Raw genomic sequence first — 22224 nt, forward strand, 5'->3', positions numbered from 1 at the left:
GACGGGAGCCCGGGGGAGGCCGCGGTCAGTTCCCGCCGAGCCGGGCCTGGGCCTCGCGCCAGCGCGCGGTGTCGCCCCGGGGTTCGTACCGCGTGAGCCGCTGGGTCCGGGTGAGCAGAGCGCGCCCGTCCGCGAGGTCGCTCACGAGCCCGTGGGCCCGCGCCTGGACCAGGACGTTGCCGAGCGCGGCCGCCTCGGTCGGCCCCGCCACCACCGGCAGCCCGCAGGCGTCGGCGGTGAGCTGGCACAGCAGCGCGTTGCGCGTACCGCCCCCGACGACGTGCACCACGTCGACGGGATGGTCGGCCAGCCGCTGCGCCTCCTCGACCGCCTTGCGGTGGGCGAGGGCCAGCGAGTCGAGGATGCAGCGGGTCACCTCGGCGGGTGTCACCGGCACCGGCTGCCCCGAGGCACGGCACGCCTCGGCGATCCGCTCCGGCATCCGGCCCGGCGCGAGGAACCTCGCGTCCCCCGCGTCCACGACCGACCGCAGCGCCGGCACCTCGGCCGCCTCCGCCAGCAGCTCACCCAGGTCCGGGTCACCCCAGGCCCGTACGCACTCCTGGAGCAGCCACAGCCCCATGATGTTCCGCAGATACCGGACCGTGCCGTCGAGCCCCAGCTCATTGGTGAAGTTGGCGGCCCGGCTCTCCTCCGTCAGCACCGGCGCGTCCAGTTCGAGGCCCGCGAGGGACCAGGTGCCGGTGCAGATGTAGGCGAACCGTTCACCGGAGGCGGGCACGGCGGCCACCGCGGAGGCGGTGTCGTGCGACCCGACGGCCGTCACCGGCACGGGCCCCGCGAGACCGGTCTCCTCCAGCACCTCGGGCCGCAGCAGACCGGCCGGATCACCGGGCTGCCGCAGCGGCGCGAACAACTCCAGGTCGATGCCCAGCCGTTCCGCGAGGTCGTACGACCAGCCGCGCGTCCGGGGATCGATCAGCTGGGTGGTCGAGGCGTTGGTCAGCTCGGTGCCCTGCTCGCCGGTCAGCCAGTAGGTGAGCAGATCGGGGATGAGCAACAGCCTGCGCGCGCCGGTGAGTCGCTCGGCGACGAGCTGGTACAGCGTGTTGAAGGGCGCGTACTGGATGCCGGTCGCCGCGTACAGCTCGGGCGCGGGCACGGTCGCCCACACCTTCTGCGCGACCCCCTCGGTACGGGAGTCCCGGTAGTGCACCGGGTTGCCGATGAGCGCCCCGTCGGCGTCCAGCAGCCCGTAGTCCACGGCCCAGCTGTCGATGCCGACGGAGTCGACCTGGCCGGCCGCCCTCAGCCCGTCCAGGACACCGCCGTACAGCGCGAGGATGTCCCAGCGCAGGCCCTCCGGGAGCCGGACCGGCCGGTTCGCGAACCGGTGGGCCTCGGACAGCTCCAGGCTGTCGGGGCCCACGCGGCCGACCATGACACGTCCGCTGGACGCGCCGAGGTCGACCGCGGCGTACGACTTCACGGCCCCGCTCATCGCAGGAAGGCGGCCGCGACGCCGGCGTCGACCGGGACGTGCAGCCCGGTGGTGTGCGTCAGCTCCCCGCCGGTCAGCGCGAACACGGCGTTGGCCACGTGCTCGGGGAGCACCTCGCGCTTGAGGATGGTCCGCTGGGCGTAGAACTCGCCCAGCTTCTCCTCCTCGATCCCGTAGGTCGCCGCCCGCTGGGCGCCCCAGCCGCCGGCGAAGATGCCGGAGCCGCGCACCACACCGTCCGGGTTGACGCCGTTGACGCGGATGCCGTGCTCGCCCAGCTCGGCGGCCAGCAGCCGCACCTGGTGGGCCTGGTCGGCCTTGGTGGCGGAGTAGGCGATGTTGTTGGGCCCGGCGAACACGGCGTTCTTGGAGACGATGTAGACGACGTCGCCGCCCAGCTTCTGCGCGATCATCACCCGGGCCGCCTCCCGCGACACCAGGAAGGAACCGCGCGCCATGATGTCGTGCTGGAGGTCCCAGTCCTTGGCGGAGGTCTCCAGGAGCGGCTTGGAGATGGAGATGCCGGCGTTGTTGACGACGAGGTCCACCCCGCCGAAGGCCAGCAGGGCGGCCTTGAACGCCCCGGCGATCTGCTCCTCGTCCGTCACGTCGACGGTCACGGCGACGGCCTTGTCGCTGCCGCCGAGCTCCTCGGCGACCGCGGCCGCGTTCTCGCCGTTGAGGTCGGCGACGACGACACACGCGCCCTCGGCGACCAGCCGCTGCGCGATGGCCTTCCCGATCCCGCTGCCGGCGCCGGTCACCAGCGCGACTCGCGTCGCGAGCGGCTTGGGCTTCGGCATCCGCTGGAGCTTGGCCTCCTCGAGGGCCCAGTACTCGATGCGGAACTTCTCGGACTCCTCGATGGGCGCGTACGACGAGACCGCCTCGGCGCCCCGCATCACGTTGATCGCGTTGACGTAGAACTCGCCCGCGACCCGGGCGGTCTGCTTGTCCTTGCCGAAGGAGAACATGCCGACACCCGGGATCAGCACGATCGCCGGGTCGGCGCCGCGCATCGCCGGGGAGTCGGGCAGGGCGTGCCGCCGGTAGTAGGCGGCGTACTCCTCGCGGTACTCGGCGTGCAGCTCGCCGAGCCGCGCGACGGCCTCCTCCAGCGGAGCGGTCGGCGGCAGATCGAGGACGAGCGGCCGCACCTTGGTCCGCAGGAAGTGGTCGGGGCAGGAGGTGCCGAGGGCGGCGAGCCGCGGGTGCTCGGCGCGGGCCAGGAACTCCAGCACTGGCTCCGAGTCGTTGAAGTGCCCGACCTGCGGCTTGTCCTGGGAGGCGATCGCGCGGACGTACGGCGCGAGCGCGGCGGCCCGCTCCCTGCGGTCGGCCTCGCCGAGTGCGCCGTACCCCTCGACGACGGGCCCGAAGGGCTCGGCCTTGCCGCGCTCCTCCAGGAACTTCTCGGCGGTCCGGATGATGTGCAGCGAGTTCTTCTCGCACTCCTCGGCACTGTCGCCCCAGGCGGTGATGCCGTGCCCGCCGAGGACAACCCCGATCGCCTGCGGGTTGGCCGCCTTGATGGCGGCGATGTCCAGCCCCAACTGGAAGCCGGGCCGCCGCCACGGCACCCAGGCCACGGTGTCGCCGAAGCACTCCGCGGTCAGCTTCTCCCCGTCGGCGGCGCAGGCGAGCGCGATACCGGAGTCGGGGTGCAGGTGGTCGACGTGCGCGGCCTCGACGAGCCCGTGCATGGCGGTGTCGATGGAGGGAGCCGCCCCGCCCTTGCCGTGCAGGCAGTAGTCGAACGCGGCGACCATCTCGTCCTCGCGCTCCACCCCCGGGTACACGTCGACGAGCGCCCGCATCCGGTCCAGCCGCAGCACGGCGAGCCCGGCCTCGGTGAGCGTCCCGAGGTCACCGCCGGACCCCTTGACCCACATCAGTTCGACGTCACCCCCGGTGACGGGATCGACATCGGTGCCTTTGGCGGACGCGTTGCCCCCGGCGTAGTTGGTGTTACGGGGGTCCGAGCCCAGCCGACGGGAACGGGCGAGAAGGGCGGCGGCTTCGGGGTGGAGTGCCATGAACGTCCAGTCCTTACTGAAAAGAGGGTGAGATTGCTTCCCTAGGGGCGCGGGGAACTGCGCGACCAGCCACAACGGACCCGCACCCCGCCTACGACAGAACCCGGCAGACGCTTACGCGCCCCACCCGGCCTGCTCCCCACCGACCCGTGAGGCCACGATCTTCTCGCCCCACCCGGACCGCTTGTACGCGGCGATGGGATTCGCGTCGATCCCCAGCTCCTCGCGCACCTCGGCGAGCAGCGGCCGCACATCCGTGTTGTACGCGTCCATCAGCACCGCGTTCGCCTCCAGCACATCCCCCTCGCGCTGAGCCACCGCAAGGGCATCCCGGTCGACCAGCAACGCCTTCGCCGTGGCTTCCTGCACGTTCATCACGGACCGGATGATCGCCGGGATCTTCGCCTCGATGTTGTGGCACTGGTCGAGCATGAACGCCACGTCGGGCGTGAAACCGCCGCCCCGGATGACCTCGTACATGATCCGGAAGAGCTGGAAGGGATCGGCCGCCCCGACCATGAGGTCGTCGTCGGCGTAGAACCGCGAGTTGAAGTCGAACCCGCCGAGCTTGCCCTCCCGCAGCAGCGTGGCGACGATGAACTCGATGTTGGTGCCGGGCGCGTGGTGCCCGGTGTCGACGACGACCTGCGCCTTGGGCCCGAGCTTCAGGCAGTGCGCGTACGCCGTGCCCCAGTCCGGCACGTCGGTCGAGTAGAACGCCGGCTCGAAGAACTTGTACTCGAGCAGCATCCGCTGCCCGTCACCCAGCCGGTCGTACACCTCGGCCAGACCTTCGGCCAGCCGGTCCTGCCGGGCCCGCAGATCGTCCTGGCCGGGATAGTTCGTACCGTCGGCGAACCACAGCTTCAGGTCCTGGGAGCCGGTCGCGTCCATGATGTCGACGCACTCCAGCAGGTGGTCGAGGGCCTTGCGCCGCACCGAGGCGTCCGGATGGCAGATGCTGCCCAGTTTGTAGTCGTCGTCCTGGAAGGTGTTGGAGTTGATGGCGCCCAGCCTCACGCCCCGCTCCTCGGCGAACTTCGCCAGCGCGGCGTAGTCCTCGACCTTGTCCCACGGGATGTGCAGGGCGACGGTCGGGGCCACCCTGGTGAACGCGTGCACCTGCGCCGCGTCCTCCAGCTTCTCCTGCGGGGTACGCGGTACGCCCTGCTGGGCGAACACCTTGAAGCGGGTTCCGGAGTTCCCGTACGCCCACGACGGCGTCTCGACGGCCTGGGTCTTGAGAGCGGCCTTCACCGCGGCGAGCTCGGTCACTTGAGGGCTCCTGTGACGTCGGGTCTTGAGGGGTTCCGAACTGCTTCACTGTGAAACGATTCAAGACGGGAAAGTAGGGCGACCTGGCAGGGGTGTCAACCCCTGCGACCAAGGCTGTTGCTCGTGACCCGGCCGTGACCTGAGTTCATCGAAAGTTTTTCGACACGAACCCATTGACGTGACATGCGCTCCGTGTCTAACGTCCCGGCAACCAAGTTGAAACCTTTCACGACGCCGTGAGGGCCGTCCCGCCGGCGTCGTCGAGGAGCCCCCAATGACCCACCCGTCCACCACGGGTCCGGCCCCGGTTCTCGCGCTCAGGGACATCTCGAAGTCCTTCGGTGCGGTTCGCGCCCTGCGGGACGTCTCCCTGGAGCTGTTCCCCGGGGAGGTGCACGCCCTCGCCGGCGAGAACGGCGCGGGCAAGTCGACCCTCATCAAGACCCTCGCGGGAGTGCACCGGCCGGACACCGGCCAGGTACTGCTCGACGGCGAGCCGGTCGTCTTCCACGGTCCCGGCGACGCACGCGACGCCGGTATCGCCGTGATCTACCAGGAGCCCACACTCTTCCCCGACCTGTCGATCGCCGAGAACATCTTCATGGGCCGCCAGCCGCGGCGCGCCCTCGGCCGGATCGACCACAAGGCGACCCACACCGCGACCCTGGCCCTGATGCAGCGCCTCGGGGTCGAGCTCGACCCCGAACGCCCGGCGCGCGGCCTGTCCATCGCCGACCAGCAGATCGTCGAGATCGCCAAGGCGCTGTCCTTCGAGGCCCGGGTCCTGATCATGGACGAGCCCACGGCCGCCCTCACCGGCAGCGAGGTGGCCCGCCTCTTCGGCGTGGTCAAGGCGCTGCGCGAGCAGGGTGCCGCGGTGCTGTTCATCTCGCACCGCCTGGAGGAGATCTTCCAGATCTGCCAGACGGTCACCACCCTGCGCGACGGCGCCTGGATCTCCAGCGAGCCGATCGAGGGCATGACCGAGGACGACCTGGTCCGCCGCATGGTCGGCCGCGACCTCGACGAGCTCTACCCCAAGCAGGACGTGCGCCCCGGCGAGGTCGCGCTCACGGTGCGCCGGCTGACTCGGGAGGGCGTCTTCACCGACGTCTCGTTCGAGGTCAGGCAGGGCGAGATCGTCGGTCTCGCGGGCCTCGTCGGCGCGGGCCGTACGGAGGTCGCGCGAGCGGTGTTCGGCATCGACCGCTGGGACGCCGGAGAGGTCTCCGTGGGCGGCAAGGCGCTGGTCAACGGCGCGCCCTCCACCGCGATGGCCGCGGGCCTCGCCCTGGTCCCCGAGGACCGGCGCGCCCAGGGCCTCGTGATGGACATGTCCATCGAGCGCAACATCGGCCTCACCGGACTGCGCACGACCGTCAGGGCGGGCCTGATGGACCGCGGCGCCGAACGCAGCCGCTCCCTCGACTGGGCCGTCAAGCTCCAGGTGAAGTACGCCCGGATCGCCGACACCGTGAACACGCTGTCGGGCGGCAACCAGCAGAAGGTCGTCCTCGCCAAGTGGCTGGCCACCGGCCCCAAGGTGCTCATCGTCGACGAGCCGACCCGAGGCATCGACGTCGGCACCAAGGCCGAGGTGCACCGGCTGCTGAGCGAGCTGGCCGCCGACGGGGTGGCCATCTTGATGATCTCCTCCGACCTGCCCGAGATCCTCGGCATGGCCGACCGCGTGCTGGTGATGCACGAGGGCCGCCTGACCGCCGAGATCCCGCGCTCCGACGCCACCGAGGAAACCGTGATGGCCGCAGCCACCGGGAGGGCCGCCGCATGACGGTGACGACTCCCCACCAGGCCCCCGTGACCGACGTACCCAAGTCCAGCGGCACCCGCCTGGTCGACCGTGTCTTCAAGATGCGTGAGCTGGCCATCCTGGTCGTCTTCCTGGTGATGATCGTCGTCACCCAGATCGGGAACAGCGACTTCCTCACCGAGCAGGGCATCAAGGACCTGCTGCTGAACGCCACGATCCTGGTGCTGGTCGCCACCGGCCAGTCGCTGGTCGTGATCACGAGGAACGTCGACCTCTCGGTCGGCTCCACCCTCGGCATCAGCGCCTTCGCCGCCGGCACCTACCTCCAGGGCGGCGGCAACCCCGTCGTGGCGATCGTGCTCGCGGTCCTGCTGGGCATCGGCTTCGGCCTGCTCAACGGCCTGCTCGTCAGCCTCGGCCAGGTGCCCGCGCTGGTGGTCACCCTCGGCACCCTCTACATCATCCGGGGCATCGACTCCATCTGGGTCGGCTCCCGCCAGATCACGGCGGCCGACCTCCCGGACAGCTTCGTGAACTTCGGCTCCGGCGGCATCTCCGCGGTGCCCTGGCTGGCCCTGATCGCGCTCGCGGTGCTCGTCGCCACCGCCTATTGCCTCAAGCACTTCGGCAGCGGACGCGAGCTGTACGCACTCGGCTCCAACCCCGAGGCCGCCCGGCTCGCCGGCATCCCGGTGCTCAAGCGGATCCTGGCCGCGTACACCTTCTGCGGCGCCCTCGCCGGCCTCGCCGGAGCGATGTACCTCGCCCGGTTCGGCAACGTCGACTCCGGGACCGGCACCGGCTACGAACTCACCGTCGTCAGCGCGGTCGTGGTCGGCGGTGTCGTCTTCACCGGCGGCTCCGGCAGCGTCTACGGCGCGGCCCTCGGCGCCCTGCTGCTGACCTCCATCAACAGCGTGCTGCCCGCCCTCGGCGTCAGCTCGGTCTGGGTGCTCGCCATCAACGGCATCCTGCTCATCCTCGCCATCGCGGTCGACCGGGTCGTCGCGCTGCGCGTGGCCTCCGCCCTGAAGAAGAGGAACGCCCGCCATGCCTGAGTCCCTCAGCCGTGCGATCCGCTGGGACACGGTCGTCGGCACTCTCCTCATCGTGGTGCTGCTGCTGTCCTTCGGCACCGTCGACGGCTTCGGCAACGCCCTGAACCTGTCGTTCCTGATCGGCAACACCCTGCCCATCGCGCTGATCGCCCTGCCCATGACCATGCTCGTGGTCTCCGGCGAGATCGACCTCTCCGTCGCCTCCACCGCCGGTCTGTCCGGCGCGGTGATGGGCGCCCTGTGGAACCAGGGCCTGACCATCGAGGTGATCATCCCGATCTGCCTGCTGCTCGGCGTGGTCTGCGGGCTGGTCAACGGCCTGCTCGTCACCCGGCTCGGACTGCCCTCGCTCGCCGTCACCATCGGCACCCTCGCCGCCTACCGGGGCATCGCACAGATCGTGCTCGGCTCCGACGCGGTGACCGACTTCCCGACCCAGTACCTGGACTTCGCGGCCGGGCGCATCGGGGACACCTTCGTCCCGCAGGCGTTCATCCCCTTCCTCGTGCTGCTCGCGATCGCCGTGGTCGTCCTGCACGCCACGCCGTTCGGGCGGTCGGTGTTCGCGACCGGCGCGAGCGAGGAGGCGGCGCGGTTCGCGGGCATCCGGGTCAAGCGCCAGAAGCTCGTCCTGTTCACGGTGACGGGCCTGATGGCCTCCCTCACCGGCATCTTCTGGGCACTGCACTACGCCAGCGCCCGCTACGACAACGCCACGGGGCTCGAACTGTCCGTCGTGGCGGCCGTACTGCTGGGCGGCATCGACTTCGACGGCGGCAAGGGCACGCTCGGCGGCGCGATCGCGGGAGTCTTCCTGCTGGGCGCGCTGCAGAACGTGATGAGCCTCCAGGACGTCTCCGCCCAGTCGCAGATCGTCGTCACCGGCGTTCTGCTCGTCCTCTCCGTGCTCGGCCCGCGGGTCGCACGGCAGATCGCGGTTGCGAGGGCGGCACGCTCCGCTGGATGACCGTGATGCAGCTGCCGGTCCGTCGTGGCCGGTCGCGCCCGCGCGGCGGGAGCCGCACATCGCTACAGTCCCGCGCCCCTGAGGGGCGCAACCGTTCACCTCCGTCACAAAGGACCCGTCATGCGCAAGTCATCCCTCCGCCGTTCCTGCGCGGCCCTCGCTGCCGGCACCTCCCTGGCCCTCGCGCTCACCGCGTGCGGCGGCACCACCAAGAAGGACGTGCAGGACGAGGGCGCCTCGGCGGCCTCCACCGCCAAGGCCGACCCGAACGCGGCCACCAAGAAGGGCCTGACCGTCGGGTTCCTGCCCAAGCAGGTCAACAACCCGTACTTCACCTCCGCCGACAAGGGCGGCGAGAAGGCGCTGACCGAACTGGGCAGCAAGTACAAGGAGGTCGGTCCCTCCAGCGCCACCGACACCGCAGGGCAGGTCTCCTACGTCAACACGCTCACCCAGCAGCAGGTGAACGCGATGGCCGTCTCCGCGCAGGACCCCGGCGCCCTGTGCACCGCCCTCAAGCAGGCCATGAGCAACGACATCAAGGTCGTCACCTACGACTCCGACACCAAGCCGGAGTGCCGCAACGCCTTCGTCTCGCAGGCCTCCGCCGAGGACCTGGGCCGCACCGAGGTGCAGCTGCTCGCCGAGCAGATCGGCTACAAGGGCGAGATCGCGATCCTGTCCGCCGCCCAGACGGCGACGAACCAGAACACCTGGATCGACTTCATGAAGGACGAGCTGAAGGGCGACAAGTACAAGAACATCAAGCTCGTCAAGGTCGCCTACGGCAACGACGACGCCCAGCAGTCCTTCCAGCAGACCCAGGGCCTGCTCCAGGAGTACCCGAACCTGAAGGGGATCATCTCCCCGACCACCGTCGGCATCAAGGCCGCCGCCCAGTACCTCTCCGGCTCCAAGTACAAGGGCAAGGTCAAGCTGACCGGCCTCGGCACCCCCAACGACATGCGCAAGTACGTCAAGAACGGCACCGTCGAGGCGTTCGAGCTGTGGGACCCGGCGAAGCTCGGCGCCCTGGCCGCGCAGACCGCCGTCGCCCTGGTCTCCGGTCAGATCACCGGCAAGGAGGGCGAGACCTTCAAGGCCGGCGACACGACGTACACCATCGGCAAGGACGGCGTGATCAACCTCGGCAAGCCGACCGTGTTCGACGCCAAGAACATCGACCAGTTCAACTTCTAGGATCTGGAGTCCGCCGATGCAGCGCGTGTGCTTTCTGCTGAAGGTCCGGCAGGACCGTCTGGAGGAGTACCGCGAGCGGCACGCCGCCGTGTGGCCCGAGATGCTCGAAGCACTCTCGGCCACCGGCTGGCGGAACTACTCGCTCTTCCTCAGGGAAGACGGTCTGCTTGTCGGTTATCTGGAGACCGAGGACTTCGCCGCCGCCCAAGCCGCAATGGAAGCCACCGAGGTCAACGCCCGCTGGCAGACGGAGATGGCGCCCTTCTTCGAATCGTTGGACGGCGCCCGCCCCGACGAGGCCATGAAGCCGCTCACCGAAGTGTTTCACCTAGCCTGACGTCCCCCCAAGGAGCCGCTTCCATGAAGAGACGAGCCGTCCTCGCCTCCGTCGTCCTGGCCGCGGTGGCAACGCCCGGCACCGCCCGCGCCGCCGACCCCGGCCCCTCCGTCACCCGGACCGGCACCACCACGCTCGACAGCCAGGCCGTCTTCTTCGTCTCCTACGACGGCCTCGTCAACAACAACTCGTTCCAGAAGAACGGCCTGCTGACCTACAAGGGCCACCAGTACGCCGTCTGGTACACCGCCGACAAGAACGCCGTGGTCGGCCGCCGCGTCCTCGGCGGCAGCACCTGGTCCACCGTCCAGGTCGGCCACACCCTCAAGGCGAGCGACTCCCACAACGTGATCTCCATGGGCGTCTCCAAGGTGGACGGCCGCCTCCACCTCACCATGGACTCGCACAGCGACGGCTTCACCTACGTCAAGTCGGTCGCGGGGCTCATGGACAACCCGTCCGGACTGAGCTGGACCGCCGCCCGTTTCGGCGCACCCCAGTCCACCCTGGACGGCCTCACCCTCACCTCGCAGTTCACCTACCCGCAGTTCGTCTCCACCCCCGACGGCAAGCTCCAGCTCAGCTACCGGGCCGGGATATCCGGCAACGGCCGCAACGCGCTCGCGGAGTACGACGGTTCGGCCTGGACCAACCTCGGGGAGTGGTCCAGCTCGACGGGCACCTACACCAGCGAGCACGGCTCCTCCACGGCCCGCAACATGTACCTGCACGGCATCGACTACGACCGGAACGGCCGGCTGCACTCGTTCTTCACCTGGCGCGAGCAGAACGGCGCCGTGATGTGCAACAGCGGCGGCATCACCAACCACGACACCGGCTACGTCTACTCCGACGACCGCGGCCGCACCTGGCGCAACAACGCCGGCACCGCCGTCGGCACCACCGGCGGCTCCGACAAGGTCGCCGTCACCGACTCCGGCCTGGTGGTCGACGCGCTGAACCCGGACCACTCCCTGATGAACCAGGAGAGCCAGTTCACGGACTCCGCGGGCCTGCCGCACGCGATCATCAGTTACGTCCCCGGCCGCTTCGGCCAGTGCACCACGAACTACGTCGCCGACCGCACCGCGAACGGCCGCGCCTTCCACGTCCGCAAGAACTCCTCGGGCAGCTGGCAGAAGACCGAGATCCCGGTCGTGCTCGGCTCCAGCCAGCGCACCAAGCTCGTCCTGGACAAGTACGACAACGCCTACGCGGTCTTCCCCTTCGGCCGGATCGCCGCCGCCTCCAAGTCGTCCGGGTACACGGACTGGAAGATCCTCTTCGACGGCAGCGGCCTCAACGCCTTCGGTGAGGTCGTGATCGACGAGACGCGGATCGTCCAGGACAACGTGCTGTCCTTCATGTACCAGGAGAAGTCGAACGGTACGACCCCCTCGGCGCTCCACGTCGTGGACTTCGCGCTGCCCGCCTGACCGCATCCGATGTGGGGGCGGCCTGCGGGTAGTGTGAAGGCCCCCCGCCGCCCCTTCTCCCCTGGAGGTCCCTGCCCGATGGCCCAGTCGGTGGGTATCAAGGACGTCGCCCGCGCCGCCGGAGTCTCCGTCGGCACGGTCTCGAACGTCATCAACCGTCCGGACTCCGTCGCCACCGAGACCCGGGCGCGCGTCCTGTCCGCGATAGACCGGCTCGGCTACGTCCGCAGCGAGTCCGCGCGCCAGCTGCGTGCGGGACGCAGCCGGATCATGGGGCTGCTCGTGCTCGACATGGGCAACCCCTTCTTCGTCGACGTCGCGCGCGGCGCGGAGCGGGCCGCCCGCGAGGACGGCCTCGGCGTGATGGTCTGCAACAGCGCCCAGAGCGCGAGCGAGGAGGCGGAGTACCTGTCCCTCTTCGCCGAGCAGCGGGTGCGCGGTGTCCTGCTCACCCCGACCGACGCCTCAGGGCGCAACATCGACTCCTTCCGCCGCCACGGCATCCCCTTCGTCCTGGTCGACCGGGTCGCCGAGGGCACCACCGAGTGCTCGGTCTCCGTCGACGACGTCGCGGGCGGCGCGCTGGCCGTGCGCCACCTCGTGGACGCGGGGCACCGCTCCATCGCCTACGTCAGCGGTCCGCCCGGACTCAACCAGGTCCGCGACCGCCGCACCGGCGCCCTGAACGCACTCGCCGAGGCGGGCCTCGGCCCCGAGCACCTGCGCGAGCTGCCCACCGAACGGCTCGACGTGGCCGCGGGCCGGGACGCCGGCGCCCGTCTGCTCGGCCTCGCGGACCGCCCGACCGCCGTGTTCTGCGCCAACGACCTCCTCGCTCTCGGCGTCCTTCAGGCCATGTACGCGGCCGGGATCACGGTCCCCGACGACCTCGCGATCGTCGGCTACGACGACATCGAGTTCGCCGCCGCCGCGGCCGTCCCGCTCACCTCGGTCCGCCAGCCCGCCGTGACCATGGGCGCGCTGGCCGCCGAGCTGCTCCTGGAGGAGACGGAGGCGGAGACCACCGGCAAGCGCCACGAGCACCGCCGGGTGGTGCTCCAGCCGGAACTGGTGGTGCGCCGCTCCAGCCTGGCGGCCCGCTGACCCACGAGTCAGTAAGATTTCATGATCGAGGGGGTCCGTCGACGGACGAACATGTGCTGAACTGGGACGCGCCCTGAAGAATCCGTCCGTCCCGGGAGCCCTGTTGACCGCGACCTACCGCCAGCCCGGCATCGTTTTCACCGACCGCCGCTTCACCGTCCCCCTCGACCACGACGACCCGGCCGGGGAGACGATCGAGCTCTTCGCCCGCGAGGCCGTGGCGAGCGACCGGGCGGGCCAGAACCTGCCGTGGCTGGTCTACCTCCAGGGCGGCCCCGGCTTCGGGGCGAACCGGTTCGTCGGCAAGGGGGCCTGGTTCGGCCGGGCCCTGAAGGAGTACCGCGTCCTCCTGCTCGACCAGCGCGGCACCGGCCACTCCACCCCGGCCAACCGCCAGACGCTCCCGCTGCGCGGCGGCCCCGCCGCACAGGCCGACTACCTGGCCCGCTTCCGTGCCGACTCCATCGTCCGCGACTGCGAGGCGATCCGCGCCCAGGTCACCGGCGGCGCCCCCTGGACCGTCCTCGGCCAGAGCTTCGGCGGCTTCTGCGCGACGACGTACCTCTCCCTCGCCCCCGAGGGTCTCGCCGGTGCCCTCATCACCGGCGGCCTGCCCTCCCTCGACGCCCACGCCGACGACGTCTACCGGGCCGCGTACCCGCGCATCGAGCGCAAGGTCGCCGCGCACTACGCCCGCTACCCGCAGGACGTCGAGCGGGCCCGCCGTGTCGCCGACCACCTGCTGACCCACGAGGTGACCCTGCCCAACGGCTACCGGCTGACCGTCGAGGCCTTCCAGTCGCTCGGCATCGTGCTCGGCGGCGGCGAGGGCAGCCACCGGCTGCACTACGTCCTGGAGCACGCCTTCGTCCGCACCCCGCACGGCCCCGCACTGTCCGACGCGTTCCAGGAGGAGGTCCAGGGCCTCCTCTCCTTCGCCTCCCACCCGCTGTACGCCCTCGTCCACGAGGCCACCTACGGCCAGGACGAGCGGCCCACCGCCTGGTCGGCCGAACGGGTGCGCGCCGAGTTCCCGCAGTTCGACGCGGCCAAGTCGCTCGCCGGTGACGAGCCCCTGCTGTTCACGGGGGAGTCCATCCACCCCTGGCTGTTCGACTGCGACCCGTCCCTGCGGCCGCTGCGCGAGACCGCCGAGCTGCTCGCCGCCCGCACCGACTGGCAGCCCTTGTACGACCCGGCCCGCCTCGCGGCCAACGAGGTCCCGGTCGCCGCGGCCGTCTACCACGACGACATGTACGTCGACACGGCCCACTCGCTGGAGACCGCCCGTGCGATCCGCGGTCTGCGCACCTGGGTGACGGACGAGTTCGAGCACGACGGCGTCCGCGCGGGCGGTCCCCGCGTCCTGGACCGGCTGCTCGCCCTCGCCCGGGACGAGGTCCGACCCGACGGTTGACATGCCCCTCTCGTCAACCCGGCATAAGGTTCATTTCGGTCATGTGTCGTTGCCGGAGCCCGAGAGGACGTCACCCGATGAGCACACCGCCACCCCACGGACGGTCCCGGACCGCCGCCCTCGCCGTGGTGCTGGCCGCCGCGGGCGCACTCACGCTGTCGGCCTGCGGCGACGACTCCGGCGGCTCGTCCACGTCCTCCGCGACACCGACGGCCCCGGACACCGCCTCCTTCTCCGGTGACGGGGCCTCCGCGCTCGCGTCCCTCAAGGCCTCGGTGCGGGCGGAGGTCTCCGAGCGGGCCGCTTCCGCCTCGGCGGCCGCCTCCTCCTTCGAGGCCTCCGTCTCCGCCGAGACGGAGCGCGCCAACAAGGCCGCCAGGACCGAACTCGCCGAGGTCGACGGACAGGGCAACGCCATGTCCGAGGTCACCATGAGCGGCAAGCCGCGCTCCGAGACCGGCGGTCTGCTCGCCGTCGTCGTCACCATCACCAACAAGTCCGGCGGGACGGCCTCCTACGCCGTCCAGGTCGACTTCCTCGACTCCTCGGGCAAGGTGGTGGAGACCCGGTACGTCGGCGCCGAGGACCTGAAGGCGGGGGAGAAGGCCCAGCCCGTCGCCGTCAGCCGCAAGCCCGCCGAGCCCGTGCTGACGCCCAAGCTGGCGAAGGCACAGCGTTACTGACCCGCGACGTGCATCATGTGATCGTCTCGCTTTCACGGACGACACGGGGGTGGCGTGAACGGAACGGATCTGCTCGCGGAGCGCTTCCAGGAGCACCGTGGGCGCCTCAGGGCGGTGGCCTACCGCATGCTCGGTTCGCTGGGCGAGGCGGAGGAGGCACTCCAGGAGGCATGGGCCGGCCTGAGCCGCGCAGCGGCCGGCGGGACCCCGGATGCGGACAGCCGGCTCATCACGGCCGTCGGCCGGGTCTGCCTCGACCGGCTGCGCTCACGCACCGGCCACCGCGACGCCCACGTCCCCGACCCCGTGATCGCGCCGCTGGCCGCCGCCGACCCCGAACGGGAACTCCTGTACGCCGACGCGCGCGGTCTCGCGCTGCTGGTGGCGCTGGAGAACCTGGAGCCCGCCGGGCGCCTCGCGTTCGTCCTGCACGACATGTTCGCCGTGCCCTTCGACGACATCGCGCCGGTCCTGGAACGCACCCCGGCCGCGGCGAGGCAGCTCGCCGGTCGGGCCCGGCGCCCGGTGCGGGAGGCCGCTCCCACCGCGGCACCCGACCCGGACCGGCAGCGCGAGGTGCTCGAGGCGTTCCTCGCGGCCGCCAAGGCGCGGGACGGCGACGCCGTGGTCGCCGTGCTCCACCCCGACGTGGTGCTGCGCGCGGACTCCGGGGCGCCGGCCTTCGTGGTCCGCGGGGCGCGGGCCGTGGCGGAACAGGCTCTGCGGCACCGGCGGTTCGCCGACTGCGCCCGCCTCGCCCTGGTCAACGGCGAGATCGGGATCGTCAACCTGCCCGAGGGCCGTCCCCTCGCGGTCGCGGGCGTCACCGTCGCCGAGGGCGGGATCGTCGCCCTGCACGTCCTGGCCGACCCCGAGCGGCTCGCCCGGCTCGCACTGCCCGGCACCGCCCGCTGACTCAGGCGGCCACGGCAGGCGCGCCGGGCGCCCGGCGCGGGCTCACGACCCGTCCGTCCGGCAGCAGCTCACCGGTGTCGTCGAAGACGATGGTGCCGTTGCACAGCAGGCTCCAGCCCTGTTCGGGGTGGGCCGAGACGATCACCGCGGCCCGCCGGCCGGGGCTGTCGGCTTCGGGGCACGGGGGCTGGTGGCTGCACATGACGTCTCCTCGATGCGTTCGGCTCCCGCCTCGGTCGGCCGTTGTCTCTGTGGTAGTCGAGTTTGTTTTCCGTTGTATGAGGAGACCCCCACATCGCCGGGAACTCAGCGGTGAGTTCCCGTCAGACGGGCCGGTCCGCGGTGCCGTTAGGCTGGCCGTGATGCAAGAACAGACGACCGACCTCAAGGGCGACTGCGCACGGTGCTTCGGGCTGTGCTGTGTCGCCCTGCCCTTCGCCGCCTCCGCGGACTTCGCCCGCGACAAGCCGGCCGGCAAGCCCTGCCCCAACCTGCGGGACGACCACCGCTGCGGCATCCACGCCAAGCTCCGGGACGAGGGCTACACCGGATGCACGGTGTACGACTGCTTCGGTGCCGGGCAGAAGGTCTCGCAGATCACCTTCGGCGGCCGGGACTGGCGTGACGGCCCGCGCGCCGACGCCCGCCGGATGTTCGACGTCTTCCCCGTCGTGCGCCAGCTCCACGAACTGCTCTGGTACCTCACCGAGGCGCTCACCCTGCCCGCCGCCCGCACGGTCCACGCCGATCTGCGCCGCATGCTGGAGCGGACCGAGGCGCTCACCCGGGGCAGTGCCGAGGAGCTCGCCGCCGTGGACGTCCCCGCGCACCGGCAGGAGGTCAACCTCCTTCTGCTGCGCACCAGTGAGCTGGTGCGGGCAGGGGTCGGCGGCAAGAAGAAGGACCGCCGGGGCGCCGACCTGATGGGCGCCCGTCTCAAGGGCGCCGACCTGCGCGGGGCCACGCTGCGCGGCGCCTACCTCATCGCGGCCGACCTCACCGGTGCAGACCTGCGCGGAGCGGACCTGATCGGTGCCGACCTGCGCGACGCCGATCTGACGGACGCGGACCTGACCGGAGCGTTCTTCCTCACCCAGCCCCAGCTCAACGCGGCCCGGGGCAGCGCAGGCACCCGGCTGCCGGAGTCAGTCTCCCGCCCGGTGCACTGGGCAGCGTGACGCGGGGACGGAAACCTCGCCGGGACCGGCCACGGCGGCGGGCGCGGCACTGCCGGCCTGCCGCCGCTCCAGGTGCAGCCGCAGCCCCTCCGGCATCAGCGTCAGCCGCTCGGTCACGCTGAGCCGGTAGCCGGGGTCGGCCCGCAGCTCGTAGCGGCGCAGCAGCAGTCCGAGCACCAGAGTGGCCTCGTGCAGTGCGAACTGGCGGCCGATGCAGGCCCGTGCCCCCGTGCCGAAGGGCTTGAAGACATGCGGGGGACGCGCGCGGACGGCCTTGGGGTCGAAGCGGTCCGGATCGAACCGCTCGGCGTCGGCGCCCCACACCTCGGGATCGCGCTGGAGCATCGGCGTGAGCACCAGCGTCCACGCCCCCCGGCGCATCGGGTGCTGTCCGGCCAGCACGGTGTCCTCGACGGCCTCCCGGGCGAACGCGGGCGCGGTCGGCCACAGGCGCAGCGACTCGTCCAGGACCCGGCGCACGTACCGCAGCTTCGCCACCTGGTCGTAGCCCGGCACCTCGGCGGAGCCCCAGACGCGGTCCACCTCGGCACGCGCGCGTGCGGCGACCTCGGGGTGGCGGGAGAGGTAGTGCAGGGCGAAGGAGAGCGCGCCGGACGTGGTCTCGTGGCCGGCCACCAGGAAGGTGATGACCTGCCGGCGGACGTTCTCCGGGGACAGCCGCTCGCCGGTCTCCGGGTGGGCCGTCTCCAGCATCCGGTCGAGCAGGTCGCCGTCCCCGCCCGTCGCCCGCCGGGCCCGGACCAGGTCGTCGACCATGCGGTTGAGGTAGGCGATGTCGTCCGCGTTGCGCCGCGCGGCACCCCGTAGCAGAGCGGGGAACGGCACGGAGTTGAGGCGCTGCGCGTAGGTCAGGGTGCCCACCATCGCCGTCACGAAGGGGTGGGGCCGGTCCCGCTCGAAGGAGCCGAAGTCATGGCCGAACCCGGTCCGCGCGATGGTCTCCAGGGTCAGCTTGGTCATGTCGCCGGGGACGTCCACCGACCGTCCCGCCGCAAGCTCGCGGTCCCAGTGGTCCGTCAGCCGGCCGGCGACGGCCAGCATCATCGGGTGGTAGGCCTCCATCGCCTCCCGGCTGAAGCCCGGGGCCAGCACGTCGTGCGCCAGCTGCCAGTTCGGCTCGTGGTTGTAGGCCGTGAACAGCCCGTCCCCGGCCACCGGCCGCAGATTGGCGACCCCGAGGCCCACGTGCTTGGCGAAGCGCGACTCGTCCGCCAGGTCCGCCACCAGATCGGCGCCCCAGGTGAACACGAACTCCCGGTTGAAGGCACGGCGCCGGTAGATCGGCCCCAACCGGCGGGCGAAGCGCAGGGAGTCCTGGATCGGGGTGGCGCGGTTGACGCCCAGCACGTCACCGAGCAGCGGGAGCCGACGCGGCGGACGCGGAATGCGGTGCAGCTCGGGCCACCCCAGCTCGGCGCTGCGGAATCCCGTGGTCCGGGTGGCCGTCGTCGTCTCCGCCATGACGAGATCTCCCTTGATCCAGCGGCAGTTGAGCATGTTGTACGTGGGTTCAACAACGCGCCTCAGTCTGGTCCCCTTGTTGAACCGGCGTCAAGTAAAGTGCGGGCATGGCCGGGAAGCAGGGCGAGCGCACGCGCCGCAGGCTCAGCACCGGGGAGCGCCGGGAGCAGCTCCTGTCGGTGGGGGCGAGGCTGTTCTCGGAGAGCCCGTACGACGACGTGTGGATCGAGCAGGTCGCCGAGATCGCCGGTGTCTCGCGAGGCCTGCTCTACCACTACTTCCCGACGAAGCGGGAATTCTTCGCGGCGGTCGTCGAGCGCGAGAGCGAGCGGATGCTGGCCATGACCGCCGCCGTGCCCGGCATCCCGGTGCGCGAACAGCTGACGGCGGGTCTGGACACCTACCTGGAGTACGTCCACGCCCACGCGCACGGCTTCCGCGCCTTCCACCGTGCCGACGCCGCCGGAGACCAGGCCGTGCGCCGGGTCTATCAGCGGGCGCTGGCCGCGCAGGAGCGGCAGATCCTGGCGGCGCTCGCGGCGGATCCCGAGTTCGGTCCGGCGGCGCAGGAGCGCCCCGACCTCCAGCTGGCCGTGCGCGGCTGGCTGGCGTTCACGACGGCGGTGTGCCTGGAGTGGCTGCGCGGCCCGGACCTCTCCCGGGAGCAGGTGCGCGACCTGTGCGCACGGGCGTTGCTCGGCGTTCTCAAGCCCTGACCTGCCGGCTCACGCCCTGACCCGACTCACGCCCTGACCGGATTCGCACGTCCGTCACACGTCCTCGGTTGGCTTCGTCGCCGATCTTCGCTAGGTTAGGCTAGCCTTACCTAAGGAGGAACGGATGGGTGACAGCCCAACGTGGACGGCCGCGCCTTCCGCGGCGGAACACGCCCGGTCGGTGCTCGCCGCCTCGTGGTCCTGCGCGGTGACCGCCGAGGGCGGCCGCGAGGAGTTCGTCGGAGCGCACACGGTCGCCGAGGACGGGCGGGTGACGCTGGCGGTCCCCGAGGACAGCACGCTGGTCGCGGCCGCGATCTGTGCGCCCCGGGGCGAGCCGTCCGCGGTCCTGGAGTTCGCCGACGTGGCACCCGTCCCCGTGCGCAGCCGTATCCGCGCCCGGCTGTGGATCGCCGGCCGGTTCGTTTCCGGGGACGGCCGGCTGGAGTTCGAGGCCACCCGCGTGGTGCTGCGCAGGCCGTCCGGGGCGGTGGTCGTCGACCTCGACGAGTTCGCCGCCGCCGCGCCCGACCCGCTCGCCACGGCCGAGGCCCGGCTGCTCACCCACCTCGCCGACTGCCACCCCGACGCGATCGAGCGGCTGACGCGGCTCGTGGAGCCCGACAGCCTGCACGGCGCGGTCCGCGTCCAGCCCCTCGCCGTGGACCGGCACGGACTGACCCTGCGCATCGAGCGCGCCCGCGCCCACGGCGACGTACGCCTGCCCTTCCACGCACCCGCCGACGACGTGGCGCGCCTGACGGAGCGCATGCACGTGCTGCTGAACCAGGCGAGCGCGGCGTCCTGCCCGCGCGCCCTACAGCGGCAGCGCACAGACGGCGACGGGTGAGGCGAACGGCTTGCCCGCGCGGCGCAGTTCACCGCTCCCGATGTCCACGTGGAACACGCTGACGGTGCCGGACCTCTGATTCGCCGCGAAGAGCAGCCGGCCGTCGGGGGAGAAGGCGATCTGGCGCGGGAAGTCGCCGTCGACCGGCACGGTGTCGAGCAGCCGCAGCCGGGCGCCGCCCGACTCCACCGCGTAACGGGTGAGGCTGTTGTGGCCCCGGTTGGCGAGATAGGCGAACGCGCCGTTCGCGGTGACCAGGAACTGCGCCGGGTAGTTCGTGCCCGAGCCCGTCCCCGTGGACTGCGGTCTCCCGACGGACAGGCGGCCGGTTCCGCGGTCGTAGGCGCAGACCGCCACCGTGTTGTCGGTCTCGTTGGCCAGGTAGGCGTACCGGCCACCGGGATGGAAGGTGAGGTGGCGCGGCCCGGCACCCGCCCGGGTGTGCGCCCGCGCGACCTCGGTGAGGGCACCGGTGCGTTCGTCGAGGCGGTAGCTGTAGACGGTGTCCGTGCCCAGGTCGACGGCGAGCACATGGCCGCCGTCCGGACCGGTGATGAACTGGTGGGCGTGCGGGCCCTGCTGACCCGGCCCCGGCGCCGGACTGGAGTGCGTGACCGAGTCCCTGAGCTCGCCGAGCGCGCCCGAGGAGTCGATCGGATGCACGGCCACACTGCCGGAGCCGTAGTTGGCGCTGAGCAGCCAGCGCCCGCCCGGATGCACCGACAGATGGGCGGGCCCCGCACCGCCGGTGCTCCGGCTCCCCAGGACCTTGCGGTCCGACAGACGCACGGCGGTCACGGCACCGGCGTCCTGCTCCGCGACCGCGTACAGGGTGCGGCCGTCGGGATGCGGCGCGAGATACGACGGGTTGGTGACGCCGGTGATCGTGCCGATGCCGGTGATCCGGCCGCCGGCGGCGTCGTAGGCGGCGACGCCGATACCGGCGCCACCGCCCTCGGCGGAGGTGTAGGTGCCCACGTACAGGGGGCGGGGCCCCTTCGGAGCCGGTGCGGACGACGTGCGCGTCGGGCCCGGTGAGGCGGCCCCGGGGGAGCCGGGAGTCTCCGGCGACGCAGGTCCGGACGACGCCGACGACGGCGTGGAGGACGTCGAGCAGCCGACGAGCCCCGCGCCCGCTCCCGCCACGGCGCCGACGAACCGGCGCCTGCTCCAGCCGCCGTTCGCACTGCTCATCCCTGCGCACCCCGGGTGATCGCTCGTCTCGGACCTGGACAGCCACCTTCACCCGGACCGCCCGGCCGGTGCAACCCGAGCCGCCGGCCGCCCCCTACCAGTCGCCGTCCTCGACCGGCTTGCCCGGCGCGTCCCCCAGCGGCTTCACCTGGCCGGGCGCGGGCTGCTGCCAGGGCTCGTGATCGTCCCCGAGCCAGTCGCCCACCGGTTTCACCCCCTCCAGCGTGTCCGTGGGGGCGAGATCCTCCGCGTCCTGGTCGTAGTAGTCGAACCAGGGCAGCCCCGCCCTGGTGTACGCGGCACGGTCGACGGGCGACGGCGGGGCGGCCTCGCCGGTGATGCGACGCCACTCGGGCGGTGTCACCAGGTGCACGAAGACCCGCCCGGCCGGTGCGTCCGCCCAGTCCGACAGGGGCCGGTCGTCCCGGTAGACCTCCTGGCGCATGGAACCACCGACGCCGAGTCCCATCGCCGGGGCGCTGCGGGGCGGCGCCCCCGCAGGAGCCGCGGGCGCGGCCATCGCCATGGGCGCGGCGGCGCCGTAGGCCATCGCGGGCCGGGCCGCCGACCCCAGCCGCCGCTGCGCCTCCCGCCACTCGGCCAGCCGCTCCTCGACCAGCGGGAAGGCCTGGAGCTGTACGCCGCCCCAGACCTCCTCGCCCGTCACCTGTCCCTCGACGGTCGCGCCCAGACCGAGCGGCACCGCGACGAACTGGCGGACCGTGCCCTTGCCGGAGTTGATGCCGTCCAGCCACGGCTGGCGGGGCAGGACCACGTAGTTCTGCGGATCACGGGCGAGCCGGTCGCTCCAGGGTTTCCCGGAGACCGCGCACACCTTGCCCACCCCGACCTGGAGGGCGGCCGGCTCGACGGTGCCCCCGAAGCTCAGCCACATCGCCTCCCGCAGATACACCGGCAGCATCACCCCGCCGCGGGCCCGCCACTGCTCCGGCACGGTGTCCGGGTAGTCCGAGACCCGGCGCACCGGGAACTCGCCGAGCCCCGGCGGCAGCGGATGCGTACCCGTCTCGGGCAGCCGCAGGGTGCGGACGAACCGCACCGCCGCTCCGCCCGGCAGCCGCAGTGTGTTCCCGTCGATCCGCACGCTCGTGTCGGTCATCGGCCCGCCCCCTTGTGCTCGTC

21 protein-coding genes are annotated in these 22224 nt (G+C 71.7%); 14 read left to right on the forward strand and 7 right to left on the reverse strand.

Translation table 11 applies throughout. From position 1 onward, the window contains the following. Window positions 1-25 precede the first annotated feature (25 nt). The 3 genes from M2163_RS41590 to rhaI all read right to left on the reverse strand — a co-directional run bounded on the left by M2163_RS41590 (window position 26) and on the right by rhaI (window position 4773). The gene (locus tag M2163_RS41590; protein ID WP_280896619.1) at window positions 26-1462 is read right to left on the reverse strand and encodes an FGGY-family carbohydrate kinase; all 1437 of its coding nucleotides are present in this window, start codon (window positions 1460-1462) and stop codon (window positions 26-28) included. Next, a complete protein-coding gene (locus tag M2163_RS41595; RefSeq protein ID WP_280847678.1) occupies window positions 1459-3498 on the reverse strand; it encodes a bifunctional aldolase/short-chain dehydrogenase in 2040 nt (679 codons plus the stop codon). Before M2163_RS41595 ends, M2163_RS41590 begins: the two co-directional genes overlap by 4 nt. Before the next feature lie 114 nt (window positions 3499-3612). Then, window positions 3613-4773 (reverse strand): L-rhamnose isomerase, encoded by a 1161-nt coding sequence (gene rhaI, locus M2163_RS41600; RefSeq protein WP_280896620.1) that lies wholly within the window; start codon window positions 4771-4773, stop codon window positions 3613-3615. 274 nt (window positions 4774-5047) lie between these two features. Here rhaI and M2163_RS41605 point away from each other — a divergent pair, with 274 nt between their 5' ends. From M2163_RS41605 to M2163_RS41650, 10 genes are all read left to right on the forward strand, one after another. Then, window positions 5048-6565, forward strand: a complete 1518-nt coding sequence (locus M2163_RS41605) for a sugar ABC transporter ATP-binding protein (protein WP_280896621.1) — start codon at window positions 5048-5050, stop codon at window positions 6563-6565. Then, window positions 6562-7602 (forward strand): ABC transporter permease, encoded by a 1041-nt coding sequence (locus tag M2163_RS41610; RefSeq protein ID WP_280896622.1) that lies wholly within the window; start codon window positions 6562-6564, stop codon window positions 7600-7602. The genes M2163_RS41605 and M2163_RS41610 overlap by 4 nt, the downstream gene beginning before the upstream one ends. Further along, window positions 7595-8569, forward strand: coding sequence for an ABC transporter permease (locus M2163_RS41615; RefSeq protein ID WP_280847674.1), 975 nt, complete (start codon window positions 7595-7597; stop codon window positions 8567-8569). Before M2163_RS41610 ends, M2163_RS41615 begins: the two co-directional genes overlap by 8 nt. Before the next feature lie 120 nt (window positions 8570-8689). Continuing rightward, window positions 8690-9769: a rhamnose ABC transporter substrate-binding protein gene (gene rhaS, locus M2163_RS41620; protein WP_280847673.1), complete on the forward strand. Its 1080-nt coding sequence runs from the start codon at window positions 8690-8692 to the stop codon at window positions 9767-9769. Window positions 9770-9785: 16 nt separating this feature from the next. Then, entirely contained in the window at window positions 9786-10106 is a 321-nt protein-coding gene (locus M2163_RS41625; protein WP_280847672.1) for an L-rhamnose mutarotase, read from the forward strand. Window positions 10107-10129: 23 nt separating this feature from the next. Next, window positions 10130-11542 (forward strand): BNR repeat-containing protein, encoded by a 1413-nt coding sequence (locus M2163_RS41630; RefSeq protein WP_280896623.1) that lies wholly within the window; start codon window positions 10130-10132, stop codon window positions 11540-11542. Window positions 11543-11620: 78 nt separating this feature from the next. Continuing rightward, window positions 11621-12646, forward strand: coding sequence for a LacI family DNA-binding transcriptional regulator (locus M2163_RS41635; protein ID WP_280896624.1), 1026 nt, complete (start codon window positions 11621-11623; stop codon window positions 12644-12646). A 103-nt stretch (window positions 12647-12749) separates the two neighbouring features. Next, window positions 12750-14063, forward strand: a complete 1314-nt coding sequence (locus tag M2163_RS41640) for an alpha/beta fold hydrolase (RefSeq protein WP_280896625.1) — start codon at window positions 12750-12752, stop codon at window positions 14061-14063. A gap of 77 nt (window positions 14064-14140) precedes the next feature. Continuing rightward, on the forward strand, window positions 14141-14746 hold the full coding sequence (locus tag M2163_RS41645) for an FxLYD domain-containing protein (RefSeq protein ID WP_280896626.1): 606 nt from the start codon (window positions 14141-14143) through the stop codon (window positions 14744-14746). 54 nt (window positions 14747-14800) lie between these two features. After that, window positions 14801-15661, forward strand: a complete 861-nt coding sequence (locus M2163_RS41650; protein ID WP_280896627.1) for a sigma factor — start codon at window positions 14801-14803, stop codon at window positions 15659-15661. A 1-nt stretch (window position 15662) separates the two neighbouring features. On the opposite strand, the gene M2163_RS41655 is transcribed toward M2163_RS41650, so the two are convergent. Beyond that, entirely contained in the window at window positions 15663-15863 is a 201-nt protein-coding gene (locus M2163_RS41655) for a DUF5999 family protein (RefSeq protein WP_280847667.1), read from the reverse strand. A 160-nt stretch (window positions 15864-16023) separates the two neighbouring features. Between M2163_RS41655 and M2163_RS41660 the strand changes: the two genes are divergently transcribed. Then, complete coding sequence (locus tag M2163_RS41660; protein WP_280896628.1) at window positions 16024-16839, forward strand: pentapeptide repeat-containing protein; 816 nt, start codon at window positions 16024-16026, stop codon at window positions 16837-16839. On the opposite strand, the gene M2163_RS41665 is transcribed toward M2163_RS41660, so the two are convergent. Beyond that, the gene (locus M2163_RS41665; RefSeq protein WP_280896629.1) at window positions 16807-18321 is read right to left on the reverse strand and encodes a cytochrome P450; all 1515 of its coding nucleotides are present in this window, start codon (window positions 18319-18321) and stop codon (window positions 16807-16809) included. The genes M2163_RS41660 and M2163_RS41665 overlap by 33 nt on opposite strands. Window positions 18322-18428: 107 nt before the next feature. On the opposite strand from M2163_RS41665, the gene M2163_RS41670 reads away from it, so the two are divergent. Together M2163_RS41670 and M2163_RS41675 are read left to right on the forward strand one after the other, a co-directional pair. After that, window positions 18429-19037 (forward strand): TetR/AcrR family transcriptional regulator, encoded by a 609-nt coding sequence (locus tag M2163_RS41670; protein ID WP_280896630.1) that lies wholly within the window; start codon window positions 18429-18431, stop codon window positions 19035-19037. Window positions 19038-19161: 124 nt separating this feature from the next. After that, window positions 19162-19887, forward strand: coding sequence for a DUF2470 domain-containing protein (locus M2163_RS41675; protein ID WP_280896631.1), 726 nt, complete (start codon window positions 19162-19164; stop codon window positions 19885-19887). Here M2163_RS41675 and M2163_RS41680 read toward each other — a convergent pair. Continuing rightward, window positions 19855-20865: a lactonase family protein gene (locus M2163_RS41680; protein WP_280896632.1), complete on the reverse strand. Its 1011-nt coding sequence runs from the start codon at window positions 20863-20865 to the stop codon at window positions 19855-19857. The two genes, M2163_RS41675 and M2163_RS41680, sit on opposite strands and share 33 nt — an antisense overlap. Here M2163_RS41680 and M2163_RS41685 point away from each other — a divergent pair. Continuing rightward, window positions 20858-21100, forward strand: coding sequence for a hypothetical protein (locus tag M2163_RS41685; protein WP_280847662.1), 243 nt, complete (start codon window positions 20858-20860; stop codon window positions 21098-21100). The genes M2163_RS41680 and M2163_RS41685 overlap by 8 nt on opposite strands. 75 nt (window positions 21101-21175) lie before the next feature. Here the strand turns inward: M2163_RS41685 and M2163_RS41690 are convergent, their stop codons facing one another. Further along, window positions 21176-22201, reverse strand: a complete 1026-nt coding sequence (locus M2163_RS41690; protein ID WP_280847661.1) for a hypothetical protein — start codon at window positions 22199-22201, stop codon at window positions 21176-21178. Window positions 22202-22224: the final 23 nt, after the last annotated feature.

Origin of the sequence: Streptomyces sp. SAI-135 (assembly GCF_029893805.1) — a bacterium.
Classification (GTDB): domain Bacteria; phylum Actinomycetota; class Actinomycetes; order Streptomycetales; family Streptomycetaceae; genus Streptomyces.

Coding starts and splice junctions, on each gene's coding strand:
- M2163_RS41590 (WP_280896619.1), bottom strand. CDS start 1,462: ATGAGCGGGGCCGTGAAGTCGTACGCCGCGGTCGACCTCGGCGCGTCC.
- M2163_RS41595 (WP_280847678.1), bottom strand. CDS start 3,498: ATGGCACTCCACCCCGAAGCCGCCGCCCTTCTCGCCCGTTCCCGTCGG.
- M2163_RS41605 (WP_280896621.1), top strand. CDS start 5,048: ATGACCCACCCGTCCACCACGGGTCCGGCCCCGGTTCTCGCGCTCAGG.
- M2163_RS41610 (WP_280896622.1), top strand. CDS start 6,562: ATGACGGTGACGACTCCCCACCAGGCCCCCGTGACCGACGTACCCAAG.
- M2163_RS41615 (WP_280847674.1), top strand. CDS start 7,595: ATGCCTGAGTCCCTCAGCCGTGCGATCCGCTGGGACACGGTCGTCGGC.
- rhaS (WP_280847673.1), top strand. CDS start 8,690: ATGCGCAAGTCATCCCTCCGCCGTTCCTGCGCGGCCCTCGCTGCCGGC.
- M2163_RS41625 (WP_280847672.1), top strand. CDS start 9,786: ATGCAGCGCGTGTGCTTTCTGCTGAAGGTCCGGCAGGACCGTCTGGAG.
- M2163_RS41630 (WP_280896623.1), top strand. CDS start 10,130: ATGAAGAGACGAGCCGTCCTCGCCTCCGTCGTCCTGGCCGCGGTGGCA.
- M2163_RS41635 (WP_280896624.1), top strand. CDS start 11,621: ATGGCCCAGTCGGTGGGTATCAAGGACGTCGCCCGCGCCGCCGGAGTC.
- M2163_RS41645 (WP_280896626.1), top strand. CDS start 14,141: ATGAGCACACCGCCACCCCACGGACGGTCCCGGACCGCCGCCCTCGCC.
- M2163_RS41655 (WP_280847667.1), bottom strand. CDS start 15,863: ATGTGCAGCCACCAGCCCCCGTGCCCCGAAGCCGACAGCCCCGGCCGG.
- M2163_RS41660 (WP_280896628.1), top strand. CDS start 16,024: ATGCAAGAACAGACGACCGACCTCAAGGGCGACTGCGCACGGTGCTTC.
- M2163_RS41665 (WP_280896629.1), bottom strand. CDS start 18,321: ATGGCGGAGACGACGACGGCCACCCGGACCACGGGATTCCGCAGCGCC.
- M2163_RS41670 (WP_280896630.1), top strand. CDS start 18,429: ATGGCCGGGAAGCAGGGCGAGCGCACGCGCCGCAGGCTCAGCACCGGG.
- M2163_RS41675 (WP_280896631.1), top strand. CDS start 19,162: ATGGGTGACAGCCCAACGTGGACGGCCGCGCCTTCCGCGGCGGAACAC.
- M2163_RS41690 (WP_280847661.1), bottom strand. CDS start 22,201: ATGACCGACACGAGCGTGCGGATCGACGGGAACACACTGCGGCTGCCG.